We start from the raw sequence: 22720 nt of genomic DNA, 5'->3' as shown, positions 1-22720 counted from the left end.
CTCCTTCGTCAGGCCAAAACAGGTCATCTACAGGGCAAACGACCTGAAAGAATTAACCACCCCGACGATTGTTCGCCGCAGCGGGCTCTATCTGTGTAGCGGAGGATATGGCATTCAGCCAGTGCGAAAGTTCAGCACTGCTCAGCTGTTGGCAATTCGGAAACCTACTTTCAGGGTGACCTGATAGTGCGCAACCTTGCCATCTTCAATGTGGCCACGAGTCTCGGCAACTTCAAACCACTCCAGGTGCTTAATGCTTTTGCTGGCTTCGGCCAACGCGTTATTGATTGCGTCTTCGATGGTGGTGGTAGACGAGCCAACCAGCTCGATCTTCTTGTAGGTGTGATGATCAGTCATGGCAGTTCTCCTAAGGGTCATTACGAGCGTAGCAGTGAGTACGCTCCTTACCTCTGTGGGGAAAAGCTGCATAAAAGTTCAGCACTTTGCGAAAACACAACTTTGCGAAAAACAAACGCACTTTCTGAAAAGCCTGTAGTCGGAAACAACACACGCCACTCACCATCGCAGGAGAAACATCATGGCTAGCACTTCACTACGTAAAGCCTCGCTTCAAAGCATGGAAGCGGAAATCGAAAGTCTGTTGAAATCGCTGGAAGGCCTGAAGTCCGATGCTTCGGACGAATCGCGCAAGACCCTTAAAAATTTGAAAGCCAACGCTGAAAGCGCGCTGAGCCATTCGCGCAGCCTGCTTAGCGATGTCTACGAAGACGTCAAAGTCAAAACCCGCGAAACCAGCGTTGCTACCCGCGATTACGCGCAAGAGCACCCTTGGACCACCGCCGGTGTTGCTGTAGGTGCGGTCGGCCTGCTGGCTGCTTACCTGCTGTGCAAACGCGGTAACTGATAAAACCGCTCCCGGTTTAAGGAGCTAGGGCCGTCCCGAACGTTTCAGCTCATTCTTTAGCCACATGGCCAGAGATTGAGCACGCCCGTCAGCGGCACGTTTGGGCACCCACAACGCCAGTTGCGCCGGGGTTTCGCTGAAGCCCCACGGCGCAACCAGGCGACCCGCCCGCAGGTCATCCGCGACCAGTGGTTCCGGGGCAATCGCCACGCCAAGGCCAGCCACGGCCGCTTCCAGCAAATAATACAGATGCTCAAAACCCTGCCCATATTGCAGCTCCTTCGGGTCGATGCCGTTTTGCTGCGCCCAGCTGGGCCAAGCTTGCGGCCGCGAAGTGGTTTGCAGAAGGGTTTCGTTGAGCAAATCCTGCAGCGGGGCTTGCTGCAACTGCGCATAGCGGGAAAAGTGCGGGCTTAACACCGGACCAATCCGCTCACTCGCCAACTCGAACACTTGCATGTCTGCCGGCCACGGCGGCTCGGCGAATACCAGCAGCGCGTCGAGTCCGGGGCGACGCGGATCCAGATCACCTTCACCCGCCGACAAATGCAGGCGCAGATCCGGCAGATCTGCGTTCAGCCGTCCCAGGCGTGGAATGAACCAGCGCGCCAGCAAACTCCCGGAACAGCCCAACACAAACGGGGCATCCGCATTGCCTTGGCTTAGCTCGGCACACACATTACGTAGCCGGTCGAAAGCGTCACCGCTGGCGTCTCGCAGCCGAATGCCTGCATCTGTGAGTTTAAGGCCACGCCCGTCTTTGATGAACAAGGCGACGCCCAAGTGTTCTTCAAGCACTTTCAATTGCCGGCTCACTGCACCGTGAGTCACGTGCAGCTGTTCAGCCGCTTGACTGACGCTGTTAGAGCGTGCAGTGGCTTCAAAGGCTCGCAATGCATTTAACGGAGGAAGGTCGCGGCTCATGGTATCTGTGAGTTTTCCTGACAGGTCGCCGCGATCTTATCGGTTTTCAGATAGGTTGGCGCTGGTTAAAGTGTGCTCATTGCCGATCCGGCTCACTCATTCGCTTATCGACCCTGGAGGTCACATGACCCAGACCAACTTCAGCAGCGGCCCAGACGCCAACGGCTTGTTCGGCTCATTCGGCGGCCGCTACGTTGCCGAAACCCTGATGCCACTGGTGCTCGACCTGAATCGCGAGTACGAAGCTGCGAAAGCTGACCCGGAATTCGTCGAGCAACTGGCCTATTTCCAGCGCGATTACATTGGTCGTCCAAACCCTCTGTACTTCGCTGAGCGTCTGACCGAGTTTTGCGGTGGCGCGAAGATCTACTTCAAGCGCGAAGAGCTGAACCACACCGGCGCGCACAAGATCAACAACTGCATCGGCCAGGTCCTGCTGGCCAAGCGCATGGGCAAAAAACGCCTGATCGCCGAAACCGGCGCAGGCATGCACGGCGTGGCGACGGCCACAGTTGCTGCACGTTTTGGCCTGCCTTGCGTGATCTACATGGGCGCTACCGACATTGAGCGGCAGCAAGCCAACGTGTTCCGCATGAAGTTGCTGGGTGCTGAAATCGTCCCTGTCACCTCCGGCACCGGCACCCTGAAAGACGCGATGAACGAAGCACTGCGTGACTGGGTAACCAACGTCGACGACACCTTCTACCTGATCGGCACCGTGGCAGGCCCACACCCGTACCCGGCGATGGTTCGTGATTTCCAGTCGATCATCGGCAAGGAAACCAAAGTCCAGATGCAGGACAAGGAAGGCCGTCTGCCAGACAGCCTGATCGCTTGCGTCGGTGGTGGCTCCAACGCCATGGGCCTGTTCCACCCGTTCCTGGATGACAGCAGCGTGCAAATTATCGGCGTCGAAGCCGGTGGCCACGGTGTTGATACCGACAAGCACGCTGCCAGCCTCAACGGTGGTGTGCCAGGCGTGCTGCACGGCAATCGCACGTACTTGCTGCAGGACAACGACGGTCAGATCACTGACGCGCATTCGATCTCTGCCGGTCTGGACTACCCAGGCATTGGCCCGGAGCACGCTTACCTGCACGAAGTGAAGCGCGTCGAATACGTCAGCATCACCGACGAAGAAGCGCTGGAAGCCTTCCACCATTGCTGCTTGCTGGAAGGCATCATCCCGGCCCTGGAAACCGCTCACGCTCTGGCCGAAGCCATGAAGCGCGCCACTAACCTGCGCGACGACCACTTGATGGTGGTGTGCCTGTCGGGTCGTGGTGACAAAGACATGCAAACCGTCATGAACCACATGGCCGCCGCCGAACAGAATCAGGAGAAGCTGGTATGAGCCGCCTCGAACAACGTTTCGCCCAGCTGAAAACCGAAGGCCGCGCGGCATTGGTGACCTTCGTCACCGCAGGCGACCCGGGTTATGACACCTCGCTTAAAGTCCTCAAGGGTCTGCCAGCAGCCGGTGCCGATGTTATCGAGCTGGGCATGCCGTTCACCGACCCGATGGCCGACGGCGTGGCCATTCAACTTGCGACGTTGCGTGCTCTGGATGCCGGTCAGACGCTGTTGAAAACCCTGCAAATGGTCAGCGAGTTCCGCATCGACGATCAAACCACGCCGATCGTGCTAATGGGTTACTACAACCCGATCCATCGTTATGGCGTGGAAAAATTCGTCGCCGCTGCCAGCGAAGCGGGCGTTGATGGTCTGATCATTGTCGACTTGCCACCCGAGCATGACGCCGAACTGGCGACGCCTGCGCAGGCCTCCGGTATCGACTTCATCCGCCTGACCACGCCAACCACCGACGATGCGCGCCTGCCGCGTGTGCTTGAGCGCAGCTCCGGCTTTGTTTACTACGTATCGGTTGCTGGTGTGACTGGCGCAGGTTCGGCGACGATGGAGCACGTTGAGGGCGCGATCGAGCGTTTGCATCGCCATACCAGCCTGCCGATCTGCGTCGGTTTCGGTATTCGCACCCCGGAGCAGGCAGCCGCCATCGCTCGCCTCGCGGACGGCGTAGTTGTGGGTTCGGCACTGGTGGACAAGATCGCCAATGCTGCGTCACCAGAGCAGGGCGTCGATGACGTGTTAAGCCTCTGCGCGGCCTTGGCCGAAGGCGTACGTAAAGCTCGTGTGAGCTGAAGGTAAAGTTCCTGATACAGAGGAATCAAAGCGCAAACGCCTGTACTAAGTAGTCAGGCAAAGGGGTTCAGGACTGATGTCGTGAACCCCTTTTTGCTGCATTGAATTTTTCAGGAGCAACACATGAAACTGCCGAACCGTTTGATTGCCGGGCTGGGTATCTTGATGATCAGCGCCAGTCCGCTGTTGCAAGCAGCGCCGCAAGATCAGCGCGGCGGCCCTGACGACAACCGTCAAGGTCAGCAACAAGGTCCAGGTCCACAAAGCAAAGGTGGTCACGATCTGGGTAAACAAGGTCAAGGCAACGCCGGACGCCCGCAGCAGCACGCCCATCAGGACAACCGTGGTGGCAATCGCCCGCCGGAAAACTTTGATGGCGTGCGCAACACTATTCAGCAGCATCGGGACGTGATCGGCCGTGGTCAGCCGCTTCCGCCGAACATTCATGTGGTCAAAGGTCGTCCGCTGCCACCCGGCTACGGCAAGCGTCTGGACGCTCGCTCGCTGCAACACCTGCCTCATTACGACGGCTACGAATGGCGCCGCATGGGCACTGACGTGGTCCTGATCGCCGTGGGCACCGGAATTGTGTACGCGATTCTGGATGGTGTTTTGAATTAACAAAACCCTGTACCTGTAGGAGCTCACGAGCACCGCGAGGCAGCGATAGCGGTATTCCTGAGACACCGCCATCGCTGCCTCGCGGTGCTCGTGAGCTCCTACAGTTGTGGTGTTTTCTCTCTACCTACCGCCTGAACATCCCCACATTCAAGGGCCGTACCGCCCCCATCCAGATCGCATGCTCGGTGTGATCCGCCAGCTCATCCCCGGTCAACGGATGAGTGAACACCACCAGACCGTTACGATTCAGCGCCAGCCAGAGCATCACATCGGCAAATTGCGGATGATCAAACGCCAGCTGACAACTCCAGTCGGTATGCGGGCCAACCGGCCGTTCGTGAACCCTGCCCATCGCCAACCCAAACTTCTCGGCCGCCGCCTCACACAAGGCACGTGCCTGTTCGAGGGTGTCAGCATCGAAGTAAACATGGGCGTGATAACCCTGAATCTCTGACATGCGTTTAAGTGCTCCTGTGGACCCATTATTAAATGCAATCTCTGTAGGAGCTGCCGAAGGCTGCGAAAGCGGTACTTCTGACACTCCGCCATCGCAGCCTTCGGCAGCTCCTACATATCCAATGTTTGCTGCGCGATAGCGCTGTGGCACAAGCACAGCGCTGCCCCCCCCATTCACACCGCAATCGACGGCAACGGCCTGCCCGTCAGCGACGGTCCGCTCTGCGCCTGTTCACTCGCCAGCCAATCCACAAACTGCTGAACAATCTGCACCCGCCGTTTACGTTGTGGCAGTACAACGTAATAGCCATAAGCGGAAACCGCTGTCGCATCGACAGGACGACACAACAATCCTTGATCAAGCAGGGCGTCTACCAGATGACGCCAGCCGATAGCCACGCCCTGGCCGGCAATTGCGGCCTGGATCAGCAACGTGTAGTTGTCGAAACGCAATTGGCCGGGGGCAGGGGCCTGAGGAATGTTCAGGGCGCGGAACACGCCGCCCCAGTCGAACCAGTTGGCGCTGCCCTCGCCACGCAAATGCAGCAGCGGGAATTCACGCAGTACGTCGGTGGACAATGGCGGCTCTCGACCGGCCAGTAACTGCGGGCTGCACACCGGGAAGACTTCTTCGCTGAACAGCCAGCGGCTTTCGCCTTGCTTGAAACGTCCGTCGCCAAACAGCACCGCGACGTCGATATCAGCACGCAACATGCTGTGGCTACGTTCGCTGGTCACCAGGCTGACGTCTACATCCGGGTTGGCTTCATGAAAGCGATGCAGGCGCGGCATCAGCCAGTAAGCCGCGAATGCAAAATCGGTGGCGACCTGCAGCACCTCGTGTTGATGCTGATGGGTGATCGCGATCAGCCCTGCGTCCATAGACTCCATGCCGGTCTGCACATGGCTGAACAGAATGCTCCCTGCGTCAGTCAGCTCAATACCTCGATAGATTCGGTCAAAAAGCCGGGTCGCCAACTGTTCTTCCAGGCGCTTGATTTGTTGGCTCACGGCGGGCTGAGTAGTGCCCAGTTCGATCGCCGCAGCGGTGAAACTGCGCAGGCGCGCCGCGGCTTCGAACGCCCGCAGCAGATCCAGCGACATTTCACCGAGCGATTCAAACATAAGCTGTAGTTATCCTAGGCATTGTCTTGCATGGGCTTTACCACAACCGGTATGGGTCCCATCCTCAGTCGCAGCACTTTCGCATAAATATTCACGATGGGATGCCGCGAAATACATGAAGCGCAAAAATATTCTGTTCATCATGGCCGATCAAATGGCCGCGCCGATGTTGCCGTTCTACGCTTCGTCTCCAATCAAAATGCCTAATCTGAGTCGCCTCGCTGCTGAAGGCGTGGTGTTCGATGCTGCTTACTGCAACAGCCCATTGTGCGCCCCGTCGCGCTTCACGCTGGTCAGCGGTCAGTTGCCCAGCAAGATCGGGGCTTACGACAACGCCGCTGAATTCCCCGCCGACATCCCGACCTATGCTCATTACCTGCGCCGCCTGGGCTACAAGACTGCTCTGTCCGGCAAAATGCACTTCTGCGGGCCTGACCAGTTGCATGGCTACGAAGAGCGCCTGACCAGTGATATCTACCCCGCAGACTATGGCTGGTCCGTCAATTGGGACGCGCCGGATGTGCGTCCGACCTGGTATCACAACATGGCGTCGGTACTGCAGGCTGGCCCATGCGTGCGCACCAACCAGTTGGACTTCGATGAAGAAGTGGTCTTCAAAGCCCAGCAATACCTGTTCGATCACGTGCGCAACGACGGCGATCAACCGTTTTGCCTGACGGTATCCATGACCCACCCGCACGATCCGTACACCATCCCGAAACCGTTCTGGGATCTATACAGCGACGACGAAATCCCGATGCCGCAGCATCAACCCGATCAGGCCGAGCAGGATCCGCACTCTCAACGGTTAATGAAAGTCTATGATCTGTGGGACAAGCCGTTGCCCGAGGAGAAAATCCGCGATGCCCGCCGCGCTTATTTCGGCGCGTGCAGCTACATCGACAGCAATGTCGGCAAGCTGATGCAAACGCTGGAAGACATCGGCCTGGCGGACGACACCATCATTGTGTTCTCAGGCGATCACGGTGACATGCTCGGCGAACGTGGCCTCTGGTACAAAATGCACTGGTTTGAAATGGCGGCTAGAGTGCCATTGCTGGTCTACGCGCCAGGCCAATACAAGGCCGGACGCATTGGCGCAGCGGTTTCCACAGCTGATTTGCTGCCGACATTTGTCGCGATGGCTGAAGGCGAGCTGGTGGATGGCTTGCCACTGGATGGTCAGTCACTGATGCCGCATTTGCTGGGCGAGGGTGGTCATGACGAGGTGTTTGGCGAGTACATGGCCGAAGGTACTAACAGCCCGCTGATGATGATCCGGCGTGGCGCGTACAAATTCATTTATTCGGAGCAGGACCCATGCCTGCTGTTCGATGTCCATAACGATCCACAGGAACTGGAAGAGCTGAGCCAGTCGGACACTCACCTGCAACTGTTCAATGAGTTCCTGGCTGAAGCACGGGCCAAATGGGATATACCGGCGATACACCACCAGGTGCTCGCCAGCCAGCGTAGACGGCGCTTTGTCGCTGAGTCGCTGGCACTCGGCAAGCTGAAGAGTTGGGATCACCAGCCGCTGGTAGACGCCAGTCAGCAGTACATGCGCAACCACATTGATCTGGACGATCTGGAGCGCAAGGCACGTTATCCACAACCTTGACCCTGCCAAAAAATCAAAAAACTAGGGGAAGTTAATGAAGACGTTATCCAAAACACTCGTGATTGGGGTCATGGCGTTGAGCAGCCTTGCGGTACAGGCTGCCGAGCAAAGTTGCAGCACTGTAAAACTGGCCGATCCGGGCTGGAGCGACATTGCTGCAACCAACGCCATTGCCGGCTTCCTGCTGGACGGGATGGGCTACAAGGCCAAGGTCGATACCCTGGCGGTGCCGATTGCTTACGGCGGTCTCAAGGATGGCAAGCTGGACGTCTTCCTGGGCAACTGGATGCCTGCGCAACAGGGTTTCTATGACAAGTTTGTCGCGACCGGGGATGTCACCCAACTGGCGAAGAACCTGGACGGTACCGAGTTCACCCTGGCCGTGCCGGATTATGTCTGGGACGCGGGTGTGCATAACTTTGCCGACTTGAACAAATTCGCCGACAAGTTCGAGAAGAAGGTTTATGGCATTGGCTCCGGCGCGCCAGCCAACCTGTCGATTCAGAAAATCATCAAGGAGAACGAATTCGATCTGGGCAGCTGGAAGCTCGTCGAATCCAGCGAACAAGCGATGCTGGCTGAAGTAAATCGCCGGGTGAAAAAAGATCAGTTCGTGGTGTTCCTTGGCTGGACGCCGCACCCGATGAACGTGCAGATCAAAGGCCTGCATTACCTCAAAGGCGGCGAGAAATACTTCGGCGACACCGGCACCGTACATACCCTGACTCGCAAAGGTTACGCCGAGGCCTGTCCGAACGTAGGCAAACTGCTGACCAACCTGACGTTCACTCAGGAGATGGAAAACAGCATCATGGCCGACGTGACCAACAACAAAGTCACCAATGCTGCCGCAGCCAAAGCCTGGATCAAAGCCAACCCGGCCGTGCTGGATAAATGGCTGGATGGCGTGAAAACCATTGATGACAAAGATGCACTGGCGGCGGTGAAGGCGAAGCTCTAAAAGGGCTAAGCACACAAACCTGTAGGAGCTGCCGAAGGCTGCGAAGCAATATTCCTGACATATCGCATCGCAGCCTTCGGCAGCTCCTACAGATGCATAGAACCTTGCACCCAACTGTCTGACACTTCACCCTAACCCCCCCGCAATCCTTCAAAGAGCGTTTCATGGGTTGGCTCAACCGCCATAAATTCCTGCCGTTTCTTGCCTGGCTTCCCCGCCAGACTCGCGCCACCGTGGGTCGAGATGCCTTGGTGGGGTTGAGCGGGGCGATTCTGGCCTTGCCACAGTCCATTGCTTACGCCCTGATCGCCGGATTGCCTGCCGAGTACGGTTTATACGCGGCCATAGTGCCGGTCATGATCGCCTGTTTGTGGGGCTCGTCATGGCACCTGATCTGCGGGCCGACGGCGGCAATTTCAGTCGTGCTCTACGCCAGCATCAGCCCGCTGGCGGTCCCGGCCAGTCAGGATTACATCACCCTGATTCTGCTGCTGACGTTCATTGCCGGGGTGTTTCAGTTATTGCTCGGCATGGTGCGCTTCGGCGCGCTGGTCAACTTCGTCTCCCATTCGGTGGTGCTCGGTTTCACCCTGGGTGCCGCCGTAGTCATTGCACTGGGGCAAATGCCCAACCTGATCGGCATCGATTTACCCAGCCAGACCACCGCTCTAAAAAGCCTGATCGCCGTGTTGGAGCATCGAGGCGAGCTGGACATGCCGTCACTGATGTTGGGTTTACTGACGCTAGGGCTCGGCATGCTACTGAAGCTGGTTGTACCGCGCTGGCCAACACTGTTGATCACACTCATCGCATCCAGCCTGCTGGTCTGGCTATGGCCAGCGATGTTTGGCCATGTGCGCGTTGTCTCGGCATTTGTCGGCCATCTGCCGCCGTTGAGCCCGCTGCCACTCGATCCGGAACTGATCCTCAAACTGCTGCCATCCGCCGTGGCGGTGGGCATGCTCGGACTGGTCAACAGCCTGTCGATTTCCCGGTCGCTGTCTACCCGCTCCCAGCAACTGATCGACGCCAATCAGGAAGTGCGTGCTCAGGGCCTGTCGAACATGGGAGGCAGCCTGTTTTCAGGCTTTCTGTCAGCAGGTTCGTTTACTCGCTCGGCACTGAGCTTTGAAGCGGGCGCCAATTCACCCCTGGCCGGAATATTTTCCGCCTTGTGGGTCGCGCTGTTTGCCGTCGCCGGGGCGTCGTTGATCGCGCATATTCCGATCCCGGCGATGGCGGCTTCGATTCTGCTGATTTGTTGGGGGCTGGTGGACCGGCGCGGCATCCGTGCGTTGTACCGCGTCAGTCGCTCAGAATTTCTCGTCATGGCCTTAACCTGCGTCGCGACATTGCTGCTCGAACTGCAAACCGCGATTTACGCGGGGGTGCTGGCGTCGCTGTTCTTCTACCTCAAGCGCACTTCACAGCCGGTCGTGCAGCAATGGCGCGACGGCGACGAAGACATCATGCGCGTTGGCGGCTCGATCTTTTTTGGTGCCAGCCACTATTTGCAGACAAGACTGCAGCGCACTGAAGGCAAACACGTGGTCATTGAAGCGCAACACATCAACTTCATCGATTATTCCGGCGTCGAGATGCTCCATCAGGAAGCCCGACGCCTGCGTGATCACGACCGGACCCTGACGTTGCGTCGGGCCCGGCCGCAGGTGATTGATGAGCTGCGCAAGCTGGAAGGGGATAAATGCCCGATCCGGTTCGAAGATTAAGCCGCGAGTTGCCTGCGCAACTCAGCCAGCACTGGTGCTGAATCCGGTCGCACGCTGCGCCATAGCAAAAAGGCCTCGGCGGCCTGCTCGACCAGCATGCCCAAACCATCAACGGATTGCGCCGCGCCGTGCTCGGCGGCCCAACGGCAGAAGGCTGTAGGCTCGCTGCCGTACATCATGTCGTAGCAGAAGGTCTTACCGGGATCGATCAGGCTCGGCGAAATTGGCGGCAGTTCTCCCGCCAGGCTCGCGGATGTGGCGTTGATGATCACGTCCACTGACTCTTCCAGCCAATCGAAACCGCTGGCAAATACGGGCCCCAGATCAGCGAATTGCTGGGCCAGCAGCTCGGCTTTTTCTACCGTTCGATTAGCGACCACCAATACCGACGGGCGCTCGGCCAGCAAGGGCTCCAGCGCACCGCGCACTGCGCCGCCCGCACCGAGTAACAGCACGCGCTTGCCATGCAGACTCACGCCGCAGTTAACCGTCAGATCCCGCACCAGTCCCGCGCCATCGGTGTTATCACCGAGCAAGGTGCCGTCGGCCAGCTTGCTCAGGGTGTTGACTGCGCCTGCACGCCGGGCGCGTTCGGTCAGGCTGTCGGCCATGAGATAGGCCTGTTCCTTGAACGGCACAGTCACGTTGGCCCCACGGCCTTCGTTGAAGAACGCCTTGGCGAATGCGGTGAAGTCATCCAGCGGCGCAAGCGCCGTGCGGTAATCCAGCGGTTGACCGGTTTGCTCGGCGAACAGGCGATGAATCAACGGTGACTTGCTGTGGCCGATGGGGTTGCCGAAGACGGCGTAGTGGTCCATTTATAGTCCTGGAAGCCGAGCACGTGAATACTGAACCCTGTGGGAGCTGGGCTTGCCCGCGATAGGGGCGACGCGATCTGAAGTGAACCGCGTCCATCCTTATCGCGGGCAAGCCCAGCTCCCACAAGGGAGATGCATTTCAAATTAAGATATCTACAGAGTCTTACCCCAACGCCAACCAGTCCCGATCCTGCAGGAAGTACTCGGTCAGGCGTGCTTCTTCGCTGCCTGGCGCGGCTTTCCAGTCGTAGCCCCAGCGCACTTGCGGTGGCAGCGACATGAGGATCGACTCGGTACGCCCTCCCGATTGCAGACCAAACAGCGTGCCACGGTCGTAGACGAGGTTGAATTCCACATAGCGCCCGCGACGGAACTCCTGAAACTCACGTTGCTGCGCGGTATACGCGTCCGCCTTGCGACGACGAACGATCGGCAGGTAAGCGTTGATAAAGGCATCGCCAATCGCGCGCATGAAGGCAAAACTGGTGTCGAAATCCCACTGGTTCAGGTCATCGAAGAACAAGCCGCCGATTCCGCGAGGCTCGTTACGGTGCTTGAGGTGGAAATAGCTGTCGCACCACGCCTTGTACCGCGGATAAACGTCGGCGCCGAAAGGCGCACATGCCTGTTCGGCGACACGGTGCCAATGCACGCAGTCTTCTTCGACGCCGTAATAAGGCGTCAGGTCGAAACCTCCGCCGAACCACCAGACCGCTTCTTCGCCCTCTTTTTCAGCGATGAAGAAGCGTACGTTAGCGTGAGAGGTCGGGACATGCGGGTTGTGCGGGTGGATCACCAGCGACACGCCCAAGGCCTCGAAACCACGTCCGGCCAGTTCAGGCCGGTGAGCACTGGCGGAGGGTGGCAGGCTGGTGCCGAAGACATGGGAGAAGTTGACGCCGCCCTTTTCAATCACCGTGCCGTTTTCGACTACGCGCGTACGTCCACCACCGCCAGCGGGGCGGGTCCATGCATCCTCGACAAAACGGGCACCGCCGTCTTCCTGTTCCAGAGCGGTGCAGATCCGGTCTTGCAGATCGAGCAGGTAGGCTTTGACGGCCTCAGTGCGGCTAGAAGACATGGCGACCTCTTAAACTGACTTCAAACGGCTGGGCACCCGGAGTTCAAGGGCCACAGCGAAATTGGCGCGTAGCATACCACCCGTGGCCAATCGACCGCAGTTGACGAAGCGCAAACGAAGGAGTCCGATAGAGCCCTTTCACATTCCTGTTTCGATTGATCATGGAGAGAACAAATGGCAAAGCGTATCCAGTTCAGCACGACCGGCGGCCCGGAAGTTCTCGAGTATGTGGACTTCGAACCGGCCCAGCCTGGCCCGCAACAGGTACGTGTGCGTAACAAGGCCATCGGCCTGAATTTCATTGAGACCTACTTCCGCAGCGGCCTGTATCCGGTGCCGTCCTTTCCGTCGGGGCTGGGTAACGAAGGCGCGGGTATCGTCGACGCAGTGGGCAGCGAAGTCAGTCGCTTCAAAGTCGGCGACCGTGTCGCGTACGGCACCGGCCCACTGGGCAGCTACAGCGAGTTGCATACCTTGCCGGAAGCCAATCTGGTGCATCTGCCGGAAGCTGTCAGTTTTGAACAAGCCGCCGCCATCATGCTCAAGGGCCTCACCGTGCAATATCTGCTGCGTCAGACCTACGTCGTCAAACCGGGTGAAACGATCCTGTTCCACGCCGCAGCGGGTGGCGTAGGCTCGCTGGCCTGCCAATGGGCCAAGGCGCTGGGCGTGAAGCTGATCGGCACTGTCAGCTCCGCCGAGAAAGCCGCTCACGCCAAAGCACTGGGTGCTTGGGAAGTGATCGACTACAGCAAGGAGGATGTGGCCAAACGCGTGCTGGAACTGACTGACGGGCAGAAATGCCCGGTGGTTTATGACGGCGTGGGTCAGGACACCTGGGCGACTTCTCTGGATTGCGTTGCGCCGCGTGGCCTGCTGGTCAGCTTTGGCAATGCATCCGGACCTGTTGCAGGCGTGAACCTGGGGATTCTGGCCAGTAAAGGCTCGTTGTATGTCACCCGTCCAACTCTGGGCAGCTACGCCAACACCCCGCAGAACCTGCAAAGCATGGCCGATGAGCTATTCGACATGCTCGCCAGCGGCAAGATCAAGGTGGATAACATCCAGCAATTTGCCCTCAAGGATGCAGGCAAAGCGCAGACCGAACTGTCGGGCCGCCGCACCACTGGCTCGAGTATTTTGCTTCCTTGATTGGAAATGCAATTCCTGTGGGAGCCGCCCAGACCAAGCCCGGCTCCCACAGGTTTTGCGCAATTCAGTGGGACCGAATTTACCCCGCCCGAACGATTTCCGCAGTCGCGATATCGCGAATCACGCTCGGATTACGGCGGCCTCCCAGGCTGCCGCTGAGCACGCCATCGATCTGCCCGCGGAAATACTGCTCGACTCTAAGACGTGAACGCGCAGCAGGGCGGCCTGCCGGGTTGGCCGAGGTGGAAATCAGCGGACCGACCAATGCACACAGTTCACGTACCGTTGGGTGATCACTAACCCGCAGCGCTACCGTCTCGTGAATACCGGTTATCCACTGCGGCAAGAGGTTCTGGTGCGGCACCAGCCACGTGTTGGGACCTGGCCAGGTACTGGCCATCCGATCAATCCACAACTCGGGAAAATCCTCGAACAGGAAGTCGAACTGACGAATGTTGTCAGCGATCAGAATCAGCCCTTTTTCCACGGGCCGAGATTTGATCGCCAGCAGGCGGTAAACCGCTTCTTCATCCCAAGGATCACAACCCAGCCCCCACACCGCTTCGGTTGGATAGGCAATGACCGCACCGGCGCGAATGTTTCGGGCGGCTTGTTGCACTCGCCAACTGCTGACCATTTTCACTCTCCGCTAAAACGTTGTCGGCAGTTTAACCTCAGGCTGCGCGCGCAAACCATCGTCCCGCTTCACAGGCAATGCGTCCGTCCAGTTCCAGCTCCGTCAACGCCGCCAGCACTCTGGGCAGCGGCCAACCGATGGAGTTCGCCAAGGCTTCACTGGTGTGGGGTGCGGCATGCAGCAACGCCAACAGTGGATGGTCGATAGCGACGTCAGATGTCTGCACTGCCTCAGTTGGCGCCACCACCTGCCAGCCACGCAATGCTTCAAGAATGTGATGCACCGTTTCGACCAGCACAGCGCCATCGCGAATCAACTGATGGCAACCCCGCGCACCGGGGTGATGAATCGACCCCGGTATTGCATAAACCTCGCGGCCCTGCTCGGCAGCCAGTCGAGCGGTGATCAAAGAACCACTGGCAACACTGGCTTCGACCACCAGCACGCCCAGGGACAAACCACTGATAATTCTGTTGCGGCGCGGGAAGTTGCTGGCAGTCGGACCTGCATCCAGCGGGAACTCGGAAACCACCGCGCTTCCTTCGGCAATCATCCGCGCTGCCAACGCTCGGTGGCGCTGTGGATAAAGTTTTTCAATGCCGGTACCCAGAACGCCGATTGTAGAGCCGCCGACGTCCAGAGCGGCCTGGTGCGCAGCGCCATCAATACCCAGCGCCAAGCCACTGGTAATGACAAACCCGGCACCGGCCAGGCTCTTGGAAAAAGCTGCGGCGGTGTCCAGTCCCGGACGTGAAGCGCGGCGGCTGCCGACCATGCCCAACTGCGGCCGGTCCAGAATCGTGGCGTTGCCTGCGACGAATAGAAGTGGAGGAGGATCGGGGATTTCCGCTAGCAATGCCGGGTAGTGTGGGTCGTCCCACATCAGCAAATGCTGGTCCGGACGCTCTAACCAGGCCAATGCGGCGCTAGCACCATCGCGCACGTCCGGGTTACGTCGGGCCTCAGCACACGCCGCTGGTAACCCCAATGCACGCCAGGCGCTGGCCGGTGCGCTGAGTGCAGCAGAGGCGCAGCCGAATGCATTGATCAATTTGAAGAATCGCTTTGGTCCCACCTCCGGCAAGCGATGCAAGCGCAGGCGCGCTTCCTGTTCGGCAGGCGAAGGGGTAGCTTTTTCGAACAGCGGCATAAGATCTTCCTTGATCCGTAGCGCACCTGAAATGGTGGCCAATCCTGTGGATAACTCTGTTAACAACAATTTGATAACTGGTCACGCGATGACAAAAATCTGTATCAATTCTGCAACATAACGCTAAGGATTTTTGATCTTGTCCATTACCGCCAACGAGCGGTTGGCGTTCAGAACCAGCCCGTAGCTGAGCTTGTCGTACGTGCGGAAAATCATTAGCAGCCCGGAGCGTTCGTCAGGAATTTTGACTTGTTCACCGGTGATGCGATCGCGGACAGTCTCGCCAGTCTTGTAGATCGCCAGCACGTTCCCTTCGATCAGACCGTCACGTTTGCCCTTATCCACCGTCACCACATCCATCACGCCGATCTGATTCACGCCACGCGGAACGTCAATGATCAGCCCGTTGATATCACTGCGTGGTTCACTTGGCTGGAAGCTGGAGTTGATTGCCCGTTCTTCGCTGGCGAACAGTCGGTCACCCAGGCGCACTTCCTGGTTCGAGCGCTGCAGCATCAACGTGGAGACATCACCCTCGGCCGCGATAATTTCGCCACCACCGATCTCGTCAGCGTTAATACCCAGCACTTCCTGTGTGACCGGATCGGTGTAGGTCTTGCCCTGGCGGAAGATGCCATAGACCGAATGCGTCGGGTCCAGAGTGCCTCGCGCATAAATCCGGTCACCGATACCACTCAGGACTCGCTCGGCATTCCCGGCCACAATGTAAGGAGCCTGGTCGAACTGCTCGGGAGTGTCCACGATTCGGTTACTGAGCAGGAAAGCATTGATCGCCCCCAGCGGGATGCTTGGAACGGCTTCAATCATCGGCGTACTGCGCACCCGAGGCGATAGCTTCACGGTACCGCGAGACTCGCCGCGATTGAGGGTGACCCGCGGCTGACCGTCGACATAACTCAGCGACAAGGTGTCGCCGGGGTAGATCAGATCAGGGTCGTGGACTTGTGGGTTGGCGCGCCAGATTTCCTGCCATTTCCAGGGCTCGCTGAGAAACTTGCCGGAAATGTCCCAAAGCGTGTCACCGGCGACAACCGTGTAGCGTTGCGGATGGCCTTCCCTGAGTTGCACTTGCGCCTGCACAAGACCGGTCACGGCCAACAGCAGCAGGGCGAGTAGTGATTTCCTCATGCAGTGAATCCCTTTATCATGTTGCTTCGCGTGAACATAGAGTCCTATCCGGCTCGGTGTAAAAATGGTTGCCCCGCTTGGACGTCCAAAGCCTAGCAGCCGATTTTGACTTTACCCTACAAGTGCAGCTCTTACGTATATGGCTATTCTAAACATTCTCGAGTTTCCCGATTCGCGCCTGCGTACCATCGCCAAGCCGGTGGCCGTAGTAGACGCCGACATTCGTCAGTTGGTCGATGACATGTTTGAAACCATGTATGAGGCGCCAGGTATCGGGCTGGCTGCAACCCAGGTCAACGTGCACAAACGTGTCGTGGTCATGGACCTCAGCGAAGACCGCAGCGAGCCTCGGGTTTTCATCAACCCCGAGATCGAAATGCTGACCGACGAAATGGATCAGTATCAGGAAGGTTGCCTATCCGTGCCGGGTTTCTACGAAAACGTAGACCGCCCGCAGAAGGTGCGCATCAAAGCACTGGACCGCGACGGCAACGCTTACGAAGAAATCGCCGAAGGCCTGCTGGCGGTATGTATCCAGCATGAGTGCGATCACCTGAACGGCAAGCTGTTCGTCGATTACCTGTCCAACCTCAAGCGCGACCGGATCAAGAAAAAGCTCGAAAAACTGCACAAGCAGAACGCTTGATTCCTACCTGACCGTAGGAGCTGCCGCAGGCTGCGAATGACCGGGAAACGGTCGCCATGGCTATTGTGGCTGAAGGTTGTTCCAACCTTATCGCAGCCTTCGGCAGCTCCTACAGTTCAAAATGTCCTTTCCCAACGAGAAGCCCATGACTGAGCCACTGCGCATCGTCTTCGCCGGCACCCCAGAGTTCGCCGCTGAACACCTCAAGGCCTTGCTCGACAGCCCTCACCAGATCGTCGCGGTCTACACCCAGCCTGATCGCCCGGCCGGTCGTGGACAAAAGCTGATGCCAAGCCCGGTCAAGCAACTGGCTGTGCAACACGATATTCCAGTGCTGCAACCGCCGACCCTGCGCGATGCTGCGGCTCAAGAAGAACTGGCAGCGCTCAAGCCCGATCTGCTGGTCGTGGTCGCTTACGGTTTGATCCTGCCGCAAGTGGTGCTGGATATTCCGCGTTTGGGTTGCATCAACAGCCATGCATCGCTGCTGCCACGCTGGCGCGGTGCGGCGCCGATTCAGCGCGCCGTAGAGGCAGGCGATGCCGAGAGCGGTGTCACGGTCATGCGCATGGAACTGGGTCTGGACACCGGGCCGATGCTGCTCAAGGCCATCACGCCCATCACCGCTGAAGACACCGGCGGCACCTTGCATGATCGCCTGGCTGAACTGGGCCCGCCTGCTGTGTTGCAAGCCATTGCCGGTCTGGCCGATGGCACACTCGTCGGCGAAGTCCAGGATGACAGCCTCGCCACTTACGCTCACAAACTCAACAAGGACGAAGCGCGCATCGACTGGAGCCGTCCCGCTATCGAGCTTGAGCGTCTGGTTCGCGCATTCAATCCATGGCCGATCTGCCACAGCACGCTGAACGGCGAAGCCCTGAAAGTCCTCGCCGCTAGCCTCGCTGAAGGGCAGGGCGAACCAGGCGTCATCCTCGAAGCCAACAAGGACGGTTTGATTGTCGCTTGTGGTCAGGGCGCGCTGCGTCTGACGCGCCTGCAATTGCCCGGCGGCAAGCCACTGAATTTCACTGACCTGTTCAACAGCCGCCGCGAGAAGTTCGCCATTGGCACCGTGCTGGGCCAACAGGTGACTGCGCAATGAACCCGCGTCTGGCCGCCGCCAAGGCACTGGCCCCTGTGCTCAGCGGCAAAGCTTCGCTCAACAGTTCGCTGCCGACGCAGATGGACAAGGTTGAAGTCCGGGATCGCGGCCTGGTTCAGGATCTGGCGTTCGGCACAGCTCGCTGGCAGCCACGGCTTTCTGCGTTGGCCGCAAAATTGTTGCAAAAGCCTTTCAAAGCCGCCGATGCGGACGTCGAGGCGTTGCTGCTGGTGGGTTTGTATCAACTTCTGTATTCGCGCATTCCGGCCCACGCTGCCATCGGCGAAACCGTAGGCTGCGCCGACAAACTGAAAAAGCCTTGGGCCAAAGCGCTGCTAAACGCCGTGTTGCGTCGTGCACAGCGTGAAAGCGAGGCGCTATTGGCCGAGCTGGAACACGATCCGGTGGTGCGCACATCGCACCCGCGCTGGCTGCAAAAAGCGCTGAAAGCGGCTTGGCCAGAACAGTGGGAAGCCATCTGCGCCGCTAACAATGCGCATCCGCCAATGATTCTGCGGGTCAATCGTCGGCACAACAGCCGTGACCAATACCTCGAACTGCTGGCCAAGGCAGACATTGAAGCAGTCGGCTGCACGTTCAGTCAGGACGGTATTCTGCTGACCGAGCCTTGCGATGTGCGCAGTCTGCCAGGTTTTGCCGAAGGCTGGATCAGCGTGCAGGACGAGGCCGCGCAACTGGCTGCCGATCTGCTCGAACTGGCCCCGGGCCAACGGGTGCTGGACGCCTGTTGCGCCCCAGGCGGTAAAACCTGCCACTTGCTGGAAGTCCAGCCTGCGCTGGCAGGCGTCGTGGCAGTGGACCTGGAAGCCAAGCGTCTGGTGCGTGTGCGGGAAAACCTTGAGCGCCTTGGCCTGAGCGCCGAACTGATCGCTGCCGATGCCCGGGAAACCGCGCAATGGTGGGACGGCAAGCCATTCCAGAGAATCCTGCTTGATGCGCCGTGCTCGGCAACCGGTGTGATCCGCCGCCATCCCGACATCAAGCTGACCCGTCAGGCTGATGACATTCCAGCCCTGGCAACGCTGCAAGGCGAGTTGCTCGATGCCCTTTGGCCAACCCTGCAAGTCGGCGGCATTCTGCTTTACGCCACCTGCTCGACACTGCCGATGGAAAACACCGAAGTCATTGAGGCGTTCCTGGCCCGCACCTCCGGCGCACGTGAGCTGGACATCGCCGGTCAGCTCGGCCAGCAGCCGCCCGGTCTGAAACAGCCACACGGTCGCCAACTGCTCGCGCAGGAAGGCGGGCATGACGGGTTCTATTACGCCAAACTGATCAAGATCGCTGCTTGATGCGGGTAACCCGCGATACTTGGACTCGATGTAATCTCCTGTGGGAGCCGGGCTTGCCCGCGATGAACGATGGCGCATTTTGCAGAAAGACCGCAGCGTCCGTATCGTCGGAATGCCGCCCAGACCAAGCCCGGCTTACACAGGTTTCACGCAATTCCATAGGTTTGCTTATGCCGCTTCAAGGAGCAATTGATTGAAAATCATCATCCTCGGCGCAGGGCAGGTTGGCGGTACGCTGGCTGAACACTTGGCCAGCGAAGCCAACGACATCACTGTGGTCGACACCGACGGCGACCGGTTGCGTGATCTGGGCGACCGCCTGGATATCCGCACGGTGCAGGGCCGTGGCTCGTTTCCGACCGTACTGCGCCAGGCAGGCGCAGATGACGCTGACATGCTGGTAGCAGTGACCAATAGCGACGAAACCAACATGGTGGCCTGTCAGGTCGCCTACACGCTGTTCCACACGCCGACCAAAATCGCCCGGGTGCGGGAAGCGGCTTATCTGACTCGCGCAGGCCTGTTCGACAATGACGCGATTCCGGTCGACGTGCTGATCAGCCCTGAGCAAGTCGTCACCAACTACATCAAACGTCTGATCGAATACCCCGGCTCGCTGCAGGTGATCGACTTCGCCGGCGGCAAAGCGCAACTGGTGGCGGTCAAGGCCTATTACGGCGGACCGTTAGTGGGTCAGCAACTGCGCCAGTTACGTGAACACATGCCTAATGTCGACATGCGCGTGGCCGCCATCTTCCGCCGCGACCGGCCGATCTTGCCGCAAGGTGATACGGTCATTGAAGCAGACGATGAAGTGTTCTTTATTGCTGCCAAGGCGGACATTCGTGCAGTCATGAGCGAAATGCGCCGTCTGGACGAGAACTACAAACGCATCGTCATTGCAGGCGGCGGGCATATCGGCGAGCGCTTGGCGGAAGCCATCGAGAGCCGCTATCAGGTCAAAATCATCGAGATGAATCCAGCGCGCTGCCGACAGCTGTCGGAATCGCTGAACAGCACAGTCGTGCTGCAAGGCAGCGCGTCAGACCGTGATCTGCTGCTGGAAGAAAACATCGCCAACACCGACCTGTTCCTGGCCCTGACCAACGACGACGAAGCCAACATCATGTCGTCGCTGTTGGCCAAACGCATGGGTGCGCGCAAGGTGATGACCATCATCAACAACCCGGCGTATGTCGATCTGGTGCAGGGCGGCGAAATCGATATCGCGGTCAGCCCGCAACTGGCAACCATCGGCACCTTGCTGGCCCACGTTCGACGGGGTGATATCGTCAGCGTGCACTCACTGCGTCGCGGTGCAGCCGAGGCTATCGAGGTGGTTGCTCATGGCGATACCAAGTCCAGCAAGGTCATCGGCAAGGCCATCAAAGACATCGCACTGCCGTCGGGCACCACAATTGGCGCCATCATCCGCGCTGACGAAGTGCTCATCGCCCACGACGCCACCGTGATCGAAACCGGCGATCACGTGATCATGTTCCTTGTGGATAAAAAGTACATCCGCGATGTGGAGAGGCTGTTTCAGGTGGGGTTGAGCTTTTTTTAAGCAGCCAACTAGTCCCTCTCAATTGAAATGTTATTTCTGTGGGAGCTGGGCTTGCCCGCGATAAGGCTGGACGCGGTTCACTTTAGATCGTGCCCAGCCTTATCGCGGGCAAGCACCGCTCCCACAGGGTTCATCATTTCAAGTCATGACCTCATCAATACCAGCGGGCCTCTCCGGCAGGGCGTTTCTTGAAGCGCTTCATGGTCCACATGTACTGGCTCGGATAAGCCCGCACATATTTCTCCACCACCTGACTCATGGCCGCCGCCGATGTCGCAGTGTCGGTGCTGTACATGGCCTCGGGCGCAGCTTCCAGAACCACTTTGTAACCTGAACCATCCGGCAAGCGCATGGCATGCAGGAACACGCCGACGGCTTTGCCACCCGCCAGCATGTTGGGCACAAACTTGCTGGTCAGGGCTGTAGTGGCGAAAAACGGTACGAAGATCCCCGCTGATTCGGCTGGCTCTGGATCGGCCGGAATACCCACCGAGCCGCCTTTGCGCACCTCCTTGATGACGCTGAGAATGCCTTCCTTGGTGGACGCCGCCACGCGGTTGCCCAATTGCACGCGCTGTTTGCGCAGCAGGTCATCGACCGCCTTGAGCTTGGGCGGACGATAGAAAATGATCGGTTTGCACTGGCTGCAGTAGAAGTGGTTGAGCACTTCCCAGTTGCCCAGGTGACTGGTGATGCCAACGACGCCTTTACCGGACGCCAAGGCATCCTTGAGGACGTCGAGGCCTTCAACTTCACGTACCAGATCGATGGATTTCTGAGCAGGCCAGATCCAGGCACATGCGCTTTCGGTGAGGGTCTTGCCGATGTCCATCAAGCTACGGCCGACCAGACGCTCGCGCTCGGCAGGGTCCATTTCCGGAAAGCATTTAGCCAGATTGATGCGCGCAACCTCACGCGAACGGTTCGGCAGTTTCCACATCAGCCAGCCGATGCCTGCACCGACCCACTGCACCACGCGCCAGGGCAACAAGGCAAACAGTCGCAATGCGCCCACCATGAGGGCACCTTTAAACTTTTCCACAGATCACTCCCCAAAACTCAAGGCAGCCATTGTAACCGTCAGCGGACCAAAACCGCGTATCGATCACAATCCACGGTATGGTCCATGACCATGCCGCTCGACTGCATGTAGGCATAACAGATGGTCGGGCCCACAAAGGTAAACCCTGCTTTCTTCAATGCTTTGCTCATGGCCTCGGCCTCTGGCGTGATGGCCGGGACTTCGCTGCGGTCCTTGCGGTGGTTGATCTTCCTTTCACCGCCAACAAACGACCAGAGGAATTCAACCGGGTCGTCCAGCTTCAACCACGCCTGCGCATTGCGTCGCGCGGCATTGAGCTTGAGGCGGTTGCGGATGATGCCCGGCTCCTGCATCAGGACCTCAATGTCATCGTCGGTCATGGCGGCGATTCGATGCACATCAAAACCGAACATCACCTCGCGATAACGCGCGCGTTTCTTCAAAACCGTGATCCATGAAAGACCGGCCTGGAACCCTTCGAGCAAAAGCAACTCGAAGAGCTTCTGCGCGTCGCGCAACGGCACGCCCCACTCCTGATCGTGATAATCGATGTAAATCGGCTCTTCGTTGCACCAATAGCAGCGTGGCATAGGG

Annotated in this window: 23 protein-coding genes; 12 read left to right on the top strand and 11 right to left on the bottom strand. The window is 58.7% G+C overall.

Going from position 1 to position 22720, the window contains the following annotated elements; all coding sequences use genetic code 11:
• Positions 1–141: 141 nt before the first annotated feature.
• A complete protein-coding gene (locus ABRP31_RS27785) occupies positions 142–357 on the bottom strand; it encodes a dodecin (protein WP_087269534.1) in 216 nt (71 codons plus the stop codon).
• 181 nt (positions 358–538) lie between these two features.
• On the opposite strand from ABRP31_RS27785, the gene ABRP31_RS27780 reads away from it, so the two are divergent.
• On the top strand, positions 539–865 hold the full coding sequence (locus ABRP31_RS27780; RefSeq protein WP_087269531.1) for a YqjD family protein: 327 nt from the start codon (positions 539–541) through the stop codon (positions 863–865).
• Positions 866–889: 24 nt separating this feature from the next.
• Here the strand turns inward: ABRP31_RS27780 and ABRP31_RS27775 are convergent, their stop codons facing one another.
• On the bottom strand, positions 890–1789 hold the full coding sequence (locus tag ABRP31_RS27775) for a LysR family transcriptional regulator (RefSeq protein ID WP_349971737.1): 900 nt from the start codon (positions 1787–1789) through the stop codon (positions 890–892).
• Positions 1790–1913: 124 nt separating this feature from the next.
• Between ABRP31_RS27775 and trpB the strand changes: the two genes are divergently transcribed.
• From trpB to ABRP31_RS27760, 3 genes are all read left to right on the top strand, one after another.
• The gene (gene trpB / locus ABRP31_RS27770) at positions 1914–3143 is read left to right on the top strand and encodes a tryptophan synthase subunit beta (RefSeq protein WP_349971736.1); all 1230 of its coding nucleotides are present in this window, start codon (positions 1914–1916) and stop codon (positions 3141–3143) included.
• Positions 3140–3952, top strand: coding sequence for a tryptophan synthase subunit alpha (trpA, locus tag ABRP31_RS27765; RefSeq protein ID WP_349971735.1), 813 nt, complete (start codon positions 3140–3142; stop codon positions 3950–3952). The genes trpB and trpA overlap by 4 nt, the downstream gene beginning before the upstream one ends.
• A 123-nt stretch (positions 3953–4075) precedes the next feature.
• Positions 4076–4573, top strand: a complete 498-nt coding sequence (locus ABRP31_RS27760) for an anti-virulence regulator CigR family protein (protein WP_349971734.1) — start codon at positions 4076–4078, stop codon at positions 4571–4573.
• Between the two features lie 124 nt (positions 4574–4697).
• Here ABRP31_RS27760 and ABRP31_RS27755 read toward each other — a convergent pair whose 3' ends face one another.
• Positions 4698–5030 (bottom strand): DOPA 4,5-dioxygenase family protein, encoded by a 333-nt coding sequence (locus ABRP31_RS27755; protein WP_087269516.1) that lies wholly within the window; start codon positions 5028–5030, stop codon positions 4698–4700.
• Between the two features lie 173 nt (positions 5031–5203).
• Positions 5204–6154: a LysR family transcriptional regulator gene (locus ABRP31_RS27750; RefSeq protein WP_349971733.1), complete on the bottom strand. Its 951-nt coding sequence runs from the start codon at positions 6152–6154 to the stop codon at positions 5204–5206.
• 115 nt (positions 6155–6269) lie between these two features.
• Here ABRP31_RS27750 and betC point away from each other — a divergent pair, with 115 nt between their 5' ends.
• The 3 genes from betC (at position 6270) to ABRP31_RS27735 (ending at position 10466) form a co-directional block, all read left to right on the top strand.
• Entirely contained in the window at positions 6270–7775 is a 1506-nt protein-coding gene (betC, locus tag ABRP31_RS27745; protein ID WP_349971732.1) for a choline-sulfatase, read from the top strand.
• 34 nt (positions 7776–7809) lie between these two features.
• Complete coding sequence (choX, locus tag ABRP31_RS27740) at positions 7810–8736, top strand: choline ABC transporter substrate-binding protein (RefSeq protein WP_087269508.1); 927 nt, start codon at positions 7810–7812, stop codon at positions 8734–8736.
• Between the two features lie 164 nt (positions 8737–8900).
• Positions 8901–10466, top strand: coding sequence for a SulP family inorganic anion transporter (locus tag ABRP31_RS27735; protein WP_349971731.1), 1566 nt, complete (start codon positions 8901–8903; stop codon positions 10464–10466).
• Here the strand turns inward: ABRP31_RS27735 and aroE are convergent.
• Together aroE and hemF are read right to left on the bottom strand one after the other, a co-directional pair.
• Entirely contained in the window at positions 10463–11284 is an 822-nt protein-coding gene (aroE, locus tag ABRP31_RS27730) for a shikimate dehydrogenase (RefSeq protein ID WP_349971730.1), read from the bottom strand. The two genes, ABRP31_RS27735 and aroE, sit on opposite strands and share 4 nt — an antisense overlap.
• 163 nt (positions 11285–11447) lie before the next feature.
• On the bottom strand, positions 11448–12365 hold the full coding sequence (gene hemF / locus ABRP31_RS27725) for an oxygen-dependent coproporphyrinogen oxidase (protein WP_087269499.1): 918 nt from the start codon (positions 12363–12365) through the stop codon (positions 11448–11450).
• Positions 12366–12539: 174 nt separating this feature from the next.
• On the opposite strand from hemF, the gene ABRP31_RS27720 reads away from it, so the two are divergent.
• Positions 12540–13517, top strand: a complete 978-nt coding sequence (locus ABRP31_RS27720) for an NADPH:quinone reductase (RefSeq protein WP_349971729.1) — start codon at positions 12540–12542, stop codon at positions 13515–13517.
• A gap of 79 nt (positions 13518–13596) precedes the next feature.
• Here ABRP31_RS27720 and ABRP31_RS27715 read toward each other — a convergent pair whose 3' ends face one another.
• From ABRP31_RS27715 to ABRP31_RS27705, 3 genes are all read right to left on the bottom strand, one after another.
• A complete protein-coding gene (locus ABRP31_RS27715; protein ID WP_349971727.1) occupies positions 13597–14154 on the bottom strand; it encodes a Sua5/YciO/YrdC/YwlC family protein in 558 nt (185 codons plus the stop codon).
• 37 nt (positions 14155–14191) lie between these two features.
• Entirely contained in the window at positions 14192–15304 is a 1113-nt protein-coding gene (gene dprA / locus ABRP31_RS27710; protein ID WP_349971726.1) for a DNA-processing protein DprA, read from the bottom strand.
• 123 nt (positions 15305–15427) lie between these two features.
• Positions 15428–16453, bottom strand: a complete 1026-nt coding sequence (locus ABRP31_RS27705; RefSeq protein ID WP_349971724.1) for a LysM peptidoglycan-binding domain-containing protein — start codon at positions 16451–16453, stop codon at positions 15428–15430.
• 139 nt (positions 16454–16592) lie between these two features.
• Here ABRP31_RS27705 and def point away from each other — a divergent pair, with 139 nt between their 5' ends.
• The 4 genes from def (at position 16593) to trkA (ending at position 21084) form a co-directional block, all read left to right on the top strand.
• Positions 16593–17099, top strand: a complete 507-nt coding sequence (def, locus tag ABRP31_RS27700; protein WP_087269485.1) for a peptide deformylase — start codon at positions 16593–16595, stop codon at positions 17097–17099.
• Positions 17100–17244: 145 nt separating this feature from the next.
• Entirely contained in the window at positions 17245–18204 is a 960-nt protein-coding gene (gene fmt, locus ABRP31_RS27695; RefSeq protein ID WP_087269482.1) for a methionyl-tRNA formyltransferase, read from the top strand.
• On the top strand, positions 18201–19517 hold the full coding sequence (rsmB, locus tag ABRP31_RS27690) for a 16S rRNA (cytosine(967)-C(5))-methyltransferase RsmB (protein ID WP_349971723.1): 1317 nt from the start codon (positions 18201–18203) through the stop codon (positions 19515–19517). The genes fmt and rsmB overlap by 4 nt, the downstream gene beginning before the upstream one ends.
• Positions 19518–19710: 193 nt before the next feature.
• Entirely contained in the window at positions 19711–21084 is a 1374-nt protein-coding gene (trkA, locus tag ABRP31_RS27685; RefSeq protein ID WP_087269476.1) for a Trk system potassium transporter TrkA, read from the top strand.
• Positions 21085–21238: 154 nt separating this feature from the next.
• Here trkA and ABRP31_RS27680 read toward each other — a convergent pair whose 3' ends face one another.
• Positions 21239–22126 carry a lysophospholipid acyltransferase gene (locus ABRP31_RS27680; protein ID WP_087269473.1) on the bottom strand — a complete coding sequence of 296 codons (888 nt, stop codon included), beginning with the start codon at positions 22124–22126 and terminating at the stop codon, positions 21239–21241.
• Positions 22127–22164: 38 nt separating this feature from the next.
• A complete protein-coding gene (locus ABRP31_RS27675; RefSeq protein ID WP_349971720.1) occupies positions 22165–22716 on the bottom strand; it encodes a DNA-3-methyladenine glycosylase I in 552 nt (183 codons plus the stop codon).
• Between the last annotated feature and the right edge of the window lie 4 nt (positions 22717–22720).

Source organism: Pseudomonas caspiana, assembly GCF_040224095.2.
Lineage (GTDB): Bacteria > Pseudomonadota > Gammaproteobacteria > Pseudomonadales > Pseudomonadaceae > Aquipseudomonas > Aquipseudomonas caspiana.
This window is presented reverse-complemented; position numbering and strand designations above follow the sequence as displayed.

Coding starts and splice junctions, on each gene's coding strand:
- ABRP31_RS27755 (WP_087269516.1), bottom strand. CDS start 5,030: ATGTCAGAGATTCAGGGTTATCACGCCCATGTTTACTTCGATGCTGAC.
- ABRP31_RS27720 (WP_349971729.1), top strand. CDS start 12,540: ATGGCAAAGCGTATCCAGTTCAGCACGACCGGCGGCCCGGAAGTTCTC.
- ABRP31_RS27675 (WP_349971720.1), bottom strand. CDS start 22,716: ATGCCACGCTGCTATTGGTGCAACGAAGAGCCGATTTACATCGATTAT.
- betC (WP_349971732.1), top strand. CDS start 6,270: ATGAAGCGCAAAAATATTCTGTTCATCATGGCCGATCAAATGGCCGCG.
- dprA (WP_349971726.1), bottom strand. CDS start 15,304: ATGCCGCTGTTCGAAAAAGCTACCCCTTCGCCTGCCGAACAGGAAGCG.
- rsmB (WP_349971723.1), top strand. CDS start 18,201: ATGAACCCGCGTCTGGCCGCCGCCAAGGCACTGGCCCCTGTGCTCAGC.
- ABRP31_RS27760 (WP_349971734.1), top strand. CDS start 4,076: ATGAAACTGCCGAACCGTTTGATTGCCGGGCTGGGTATCTTGATGATC.
- ABRP31_RS27780 (WP_087269531.1), top strand. CDS start 539: ATGGCTAGCACTTCACTACGTAAAGCCTCGCTTCAAAGCATGGAAGCG.
- ABRP31_RS27705 (WP_349971724.1), bottom strand. CDS start 16,453: ATGAGGAAATCACTACTCGCCCTGCTGCTGTTGGCCGTGACCGGTCTT.
- ABRP31_RS27775 (WP_349971737.1), bottom strand. CDS start 1,789: ATGAGCCGCGACCTTCCTCCGTTAAATGCATTGCGAGCCTTTGAAGCC.
- choX (WP_087269508.1), top strand. CDS start 7,810: ATGAAGACGTTATCCAAAACACTCGTGATTGGGGTCATGGCGTTGAGC.
- trpA (WP_349971735.1), top strand. CDS start 3,140: ATGAGCCGCCTCGAACAACGTTTCGCCCAGCTGAAAACCGAAGGCCGC.
- hemF (WP_087269499.1), bottom strand. CDS start 12,365: ATGTCTTCTAGCCGCACTGAGGCCGTCAAAGCCTACCTGCTCGATCTG.
- ABRP31_RS27750 (WP_349971733.1), bottom strand. CDS start 6,154: ATGTTTGAATCGCTCGGTGAAATGTCGCTGGATCTGCTGCGGGCGTTC.
- def (WP_087269485.1), top strand. CDS start 16,593: ATGGCTATTCTAAACATTCTCGAGTTTCCCGATTCGCGCCTGCGTACC.
- ABRP31_RS27735 (WP_349971731.1), top strand. CDS start 8,901: ATGGGTTGGCTCAACCGCCATAAATTCCTGCCGTTTCTTGCCTGGCTT.
- ABRP31_RS27715 (WP_349971727.1), bottom strand. CDS start 14,154: ATGGTCAGCAGTTGGCGAGTGCAACAAGCCGCCCGAAACATTCGCGCC.
- ABRP31_RS27785 (WP_087269534.1), bottom strand. CDS start 357: ATGACTGATCATCACACCTACAAGAAGATCGAGCTGGTTGGCTCGTCT.
- aroE (WP_349971730.1), bottom strand. CDS start 11,284: ATGGACCACTACGCCGTCTTCGGCAACCCCATCGGCCACAGCAAGTCA.
- fmt (WP_087269482.1), top strand. CDS start 17,245: ATGACTGAGCCACTGCGCATCGTCTTCGCCGGCACCCCAGAGTTCGCC.
- trpB (WP_349971736.1), top strand. CDS start 1,914: ATGACCCAGACCAACTTCAGCAGCGGCCCAGACGCCAACGGCTTGTTC.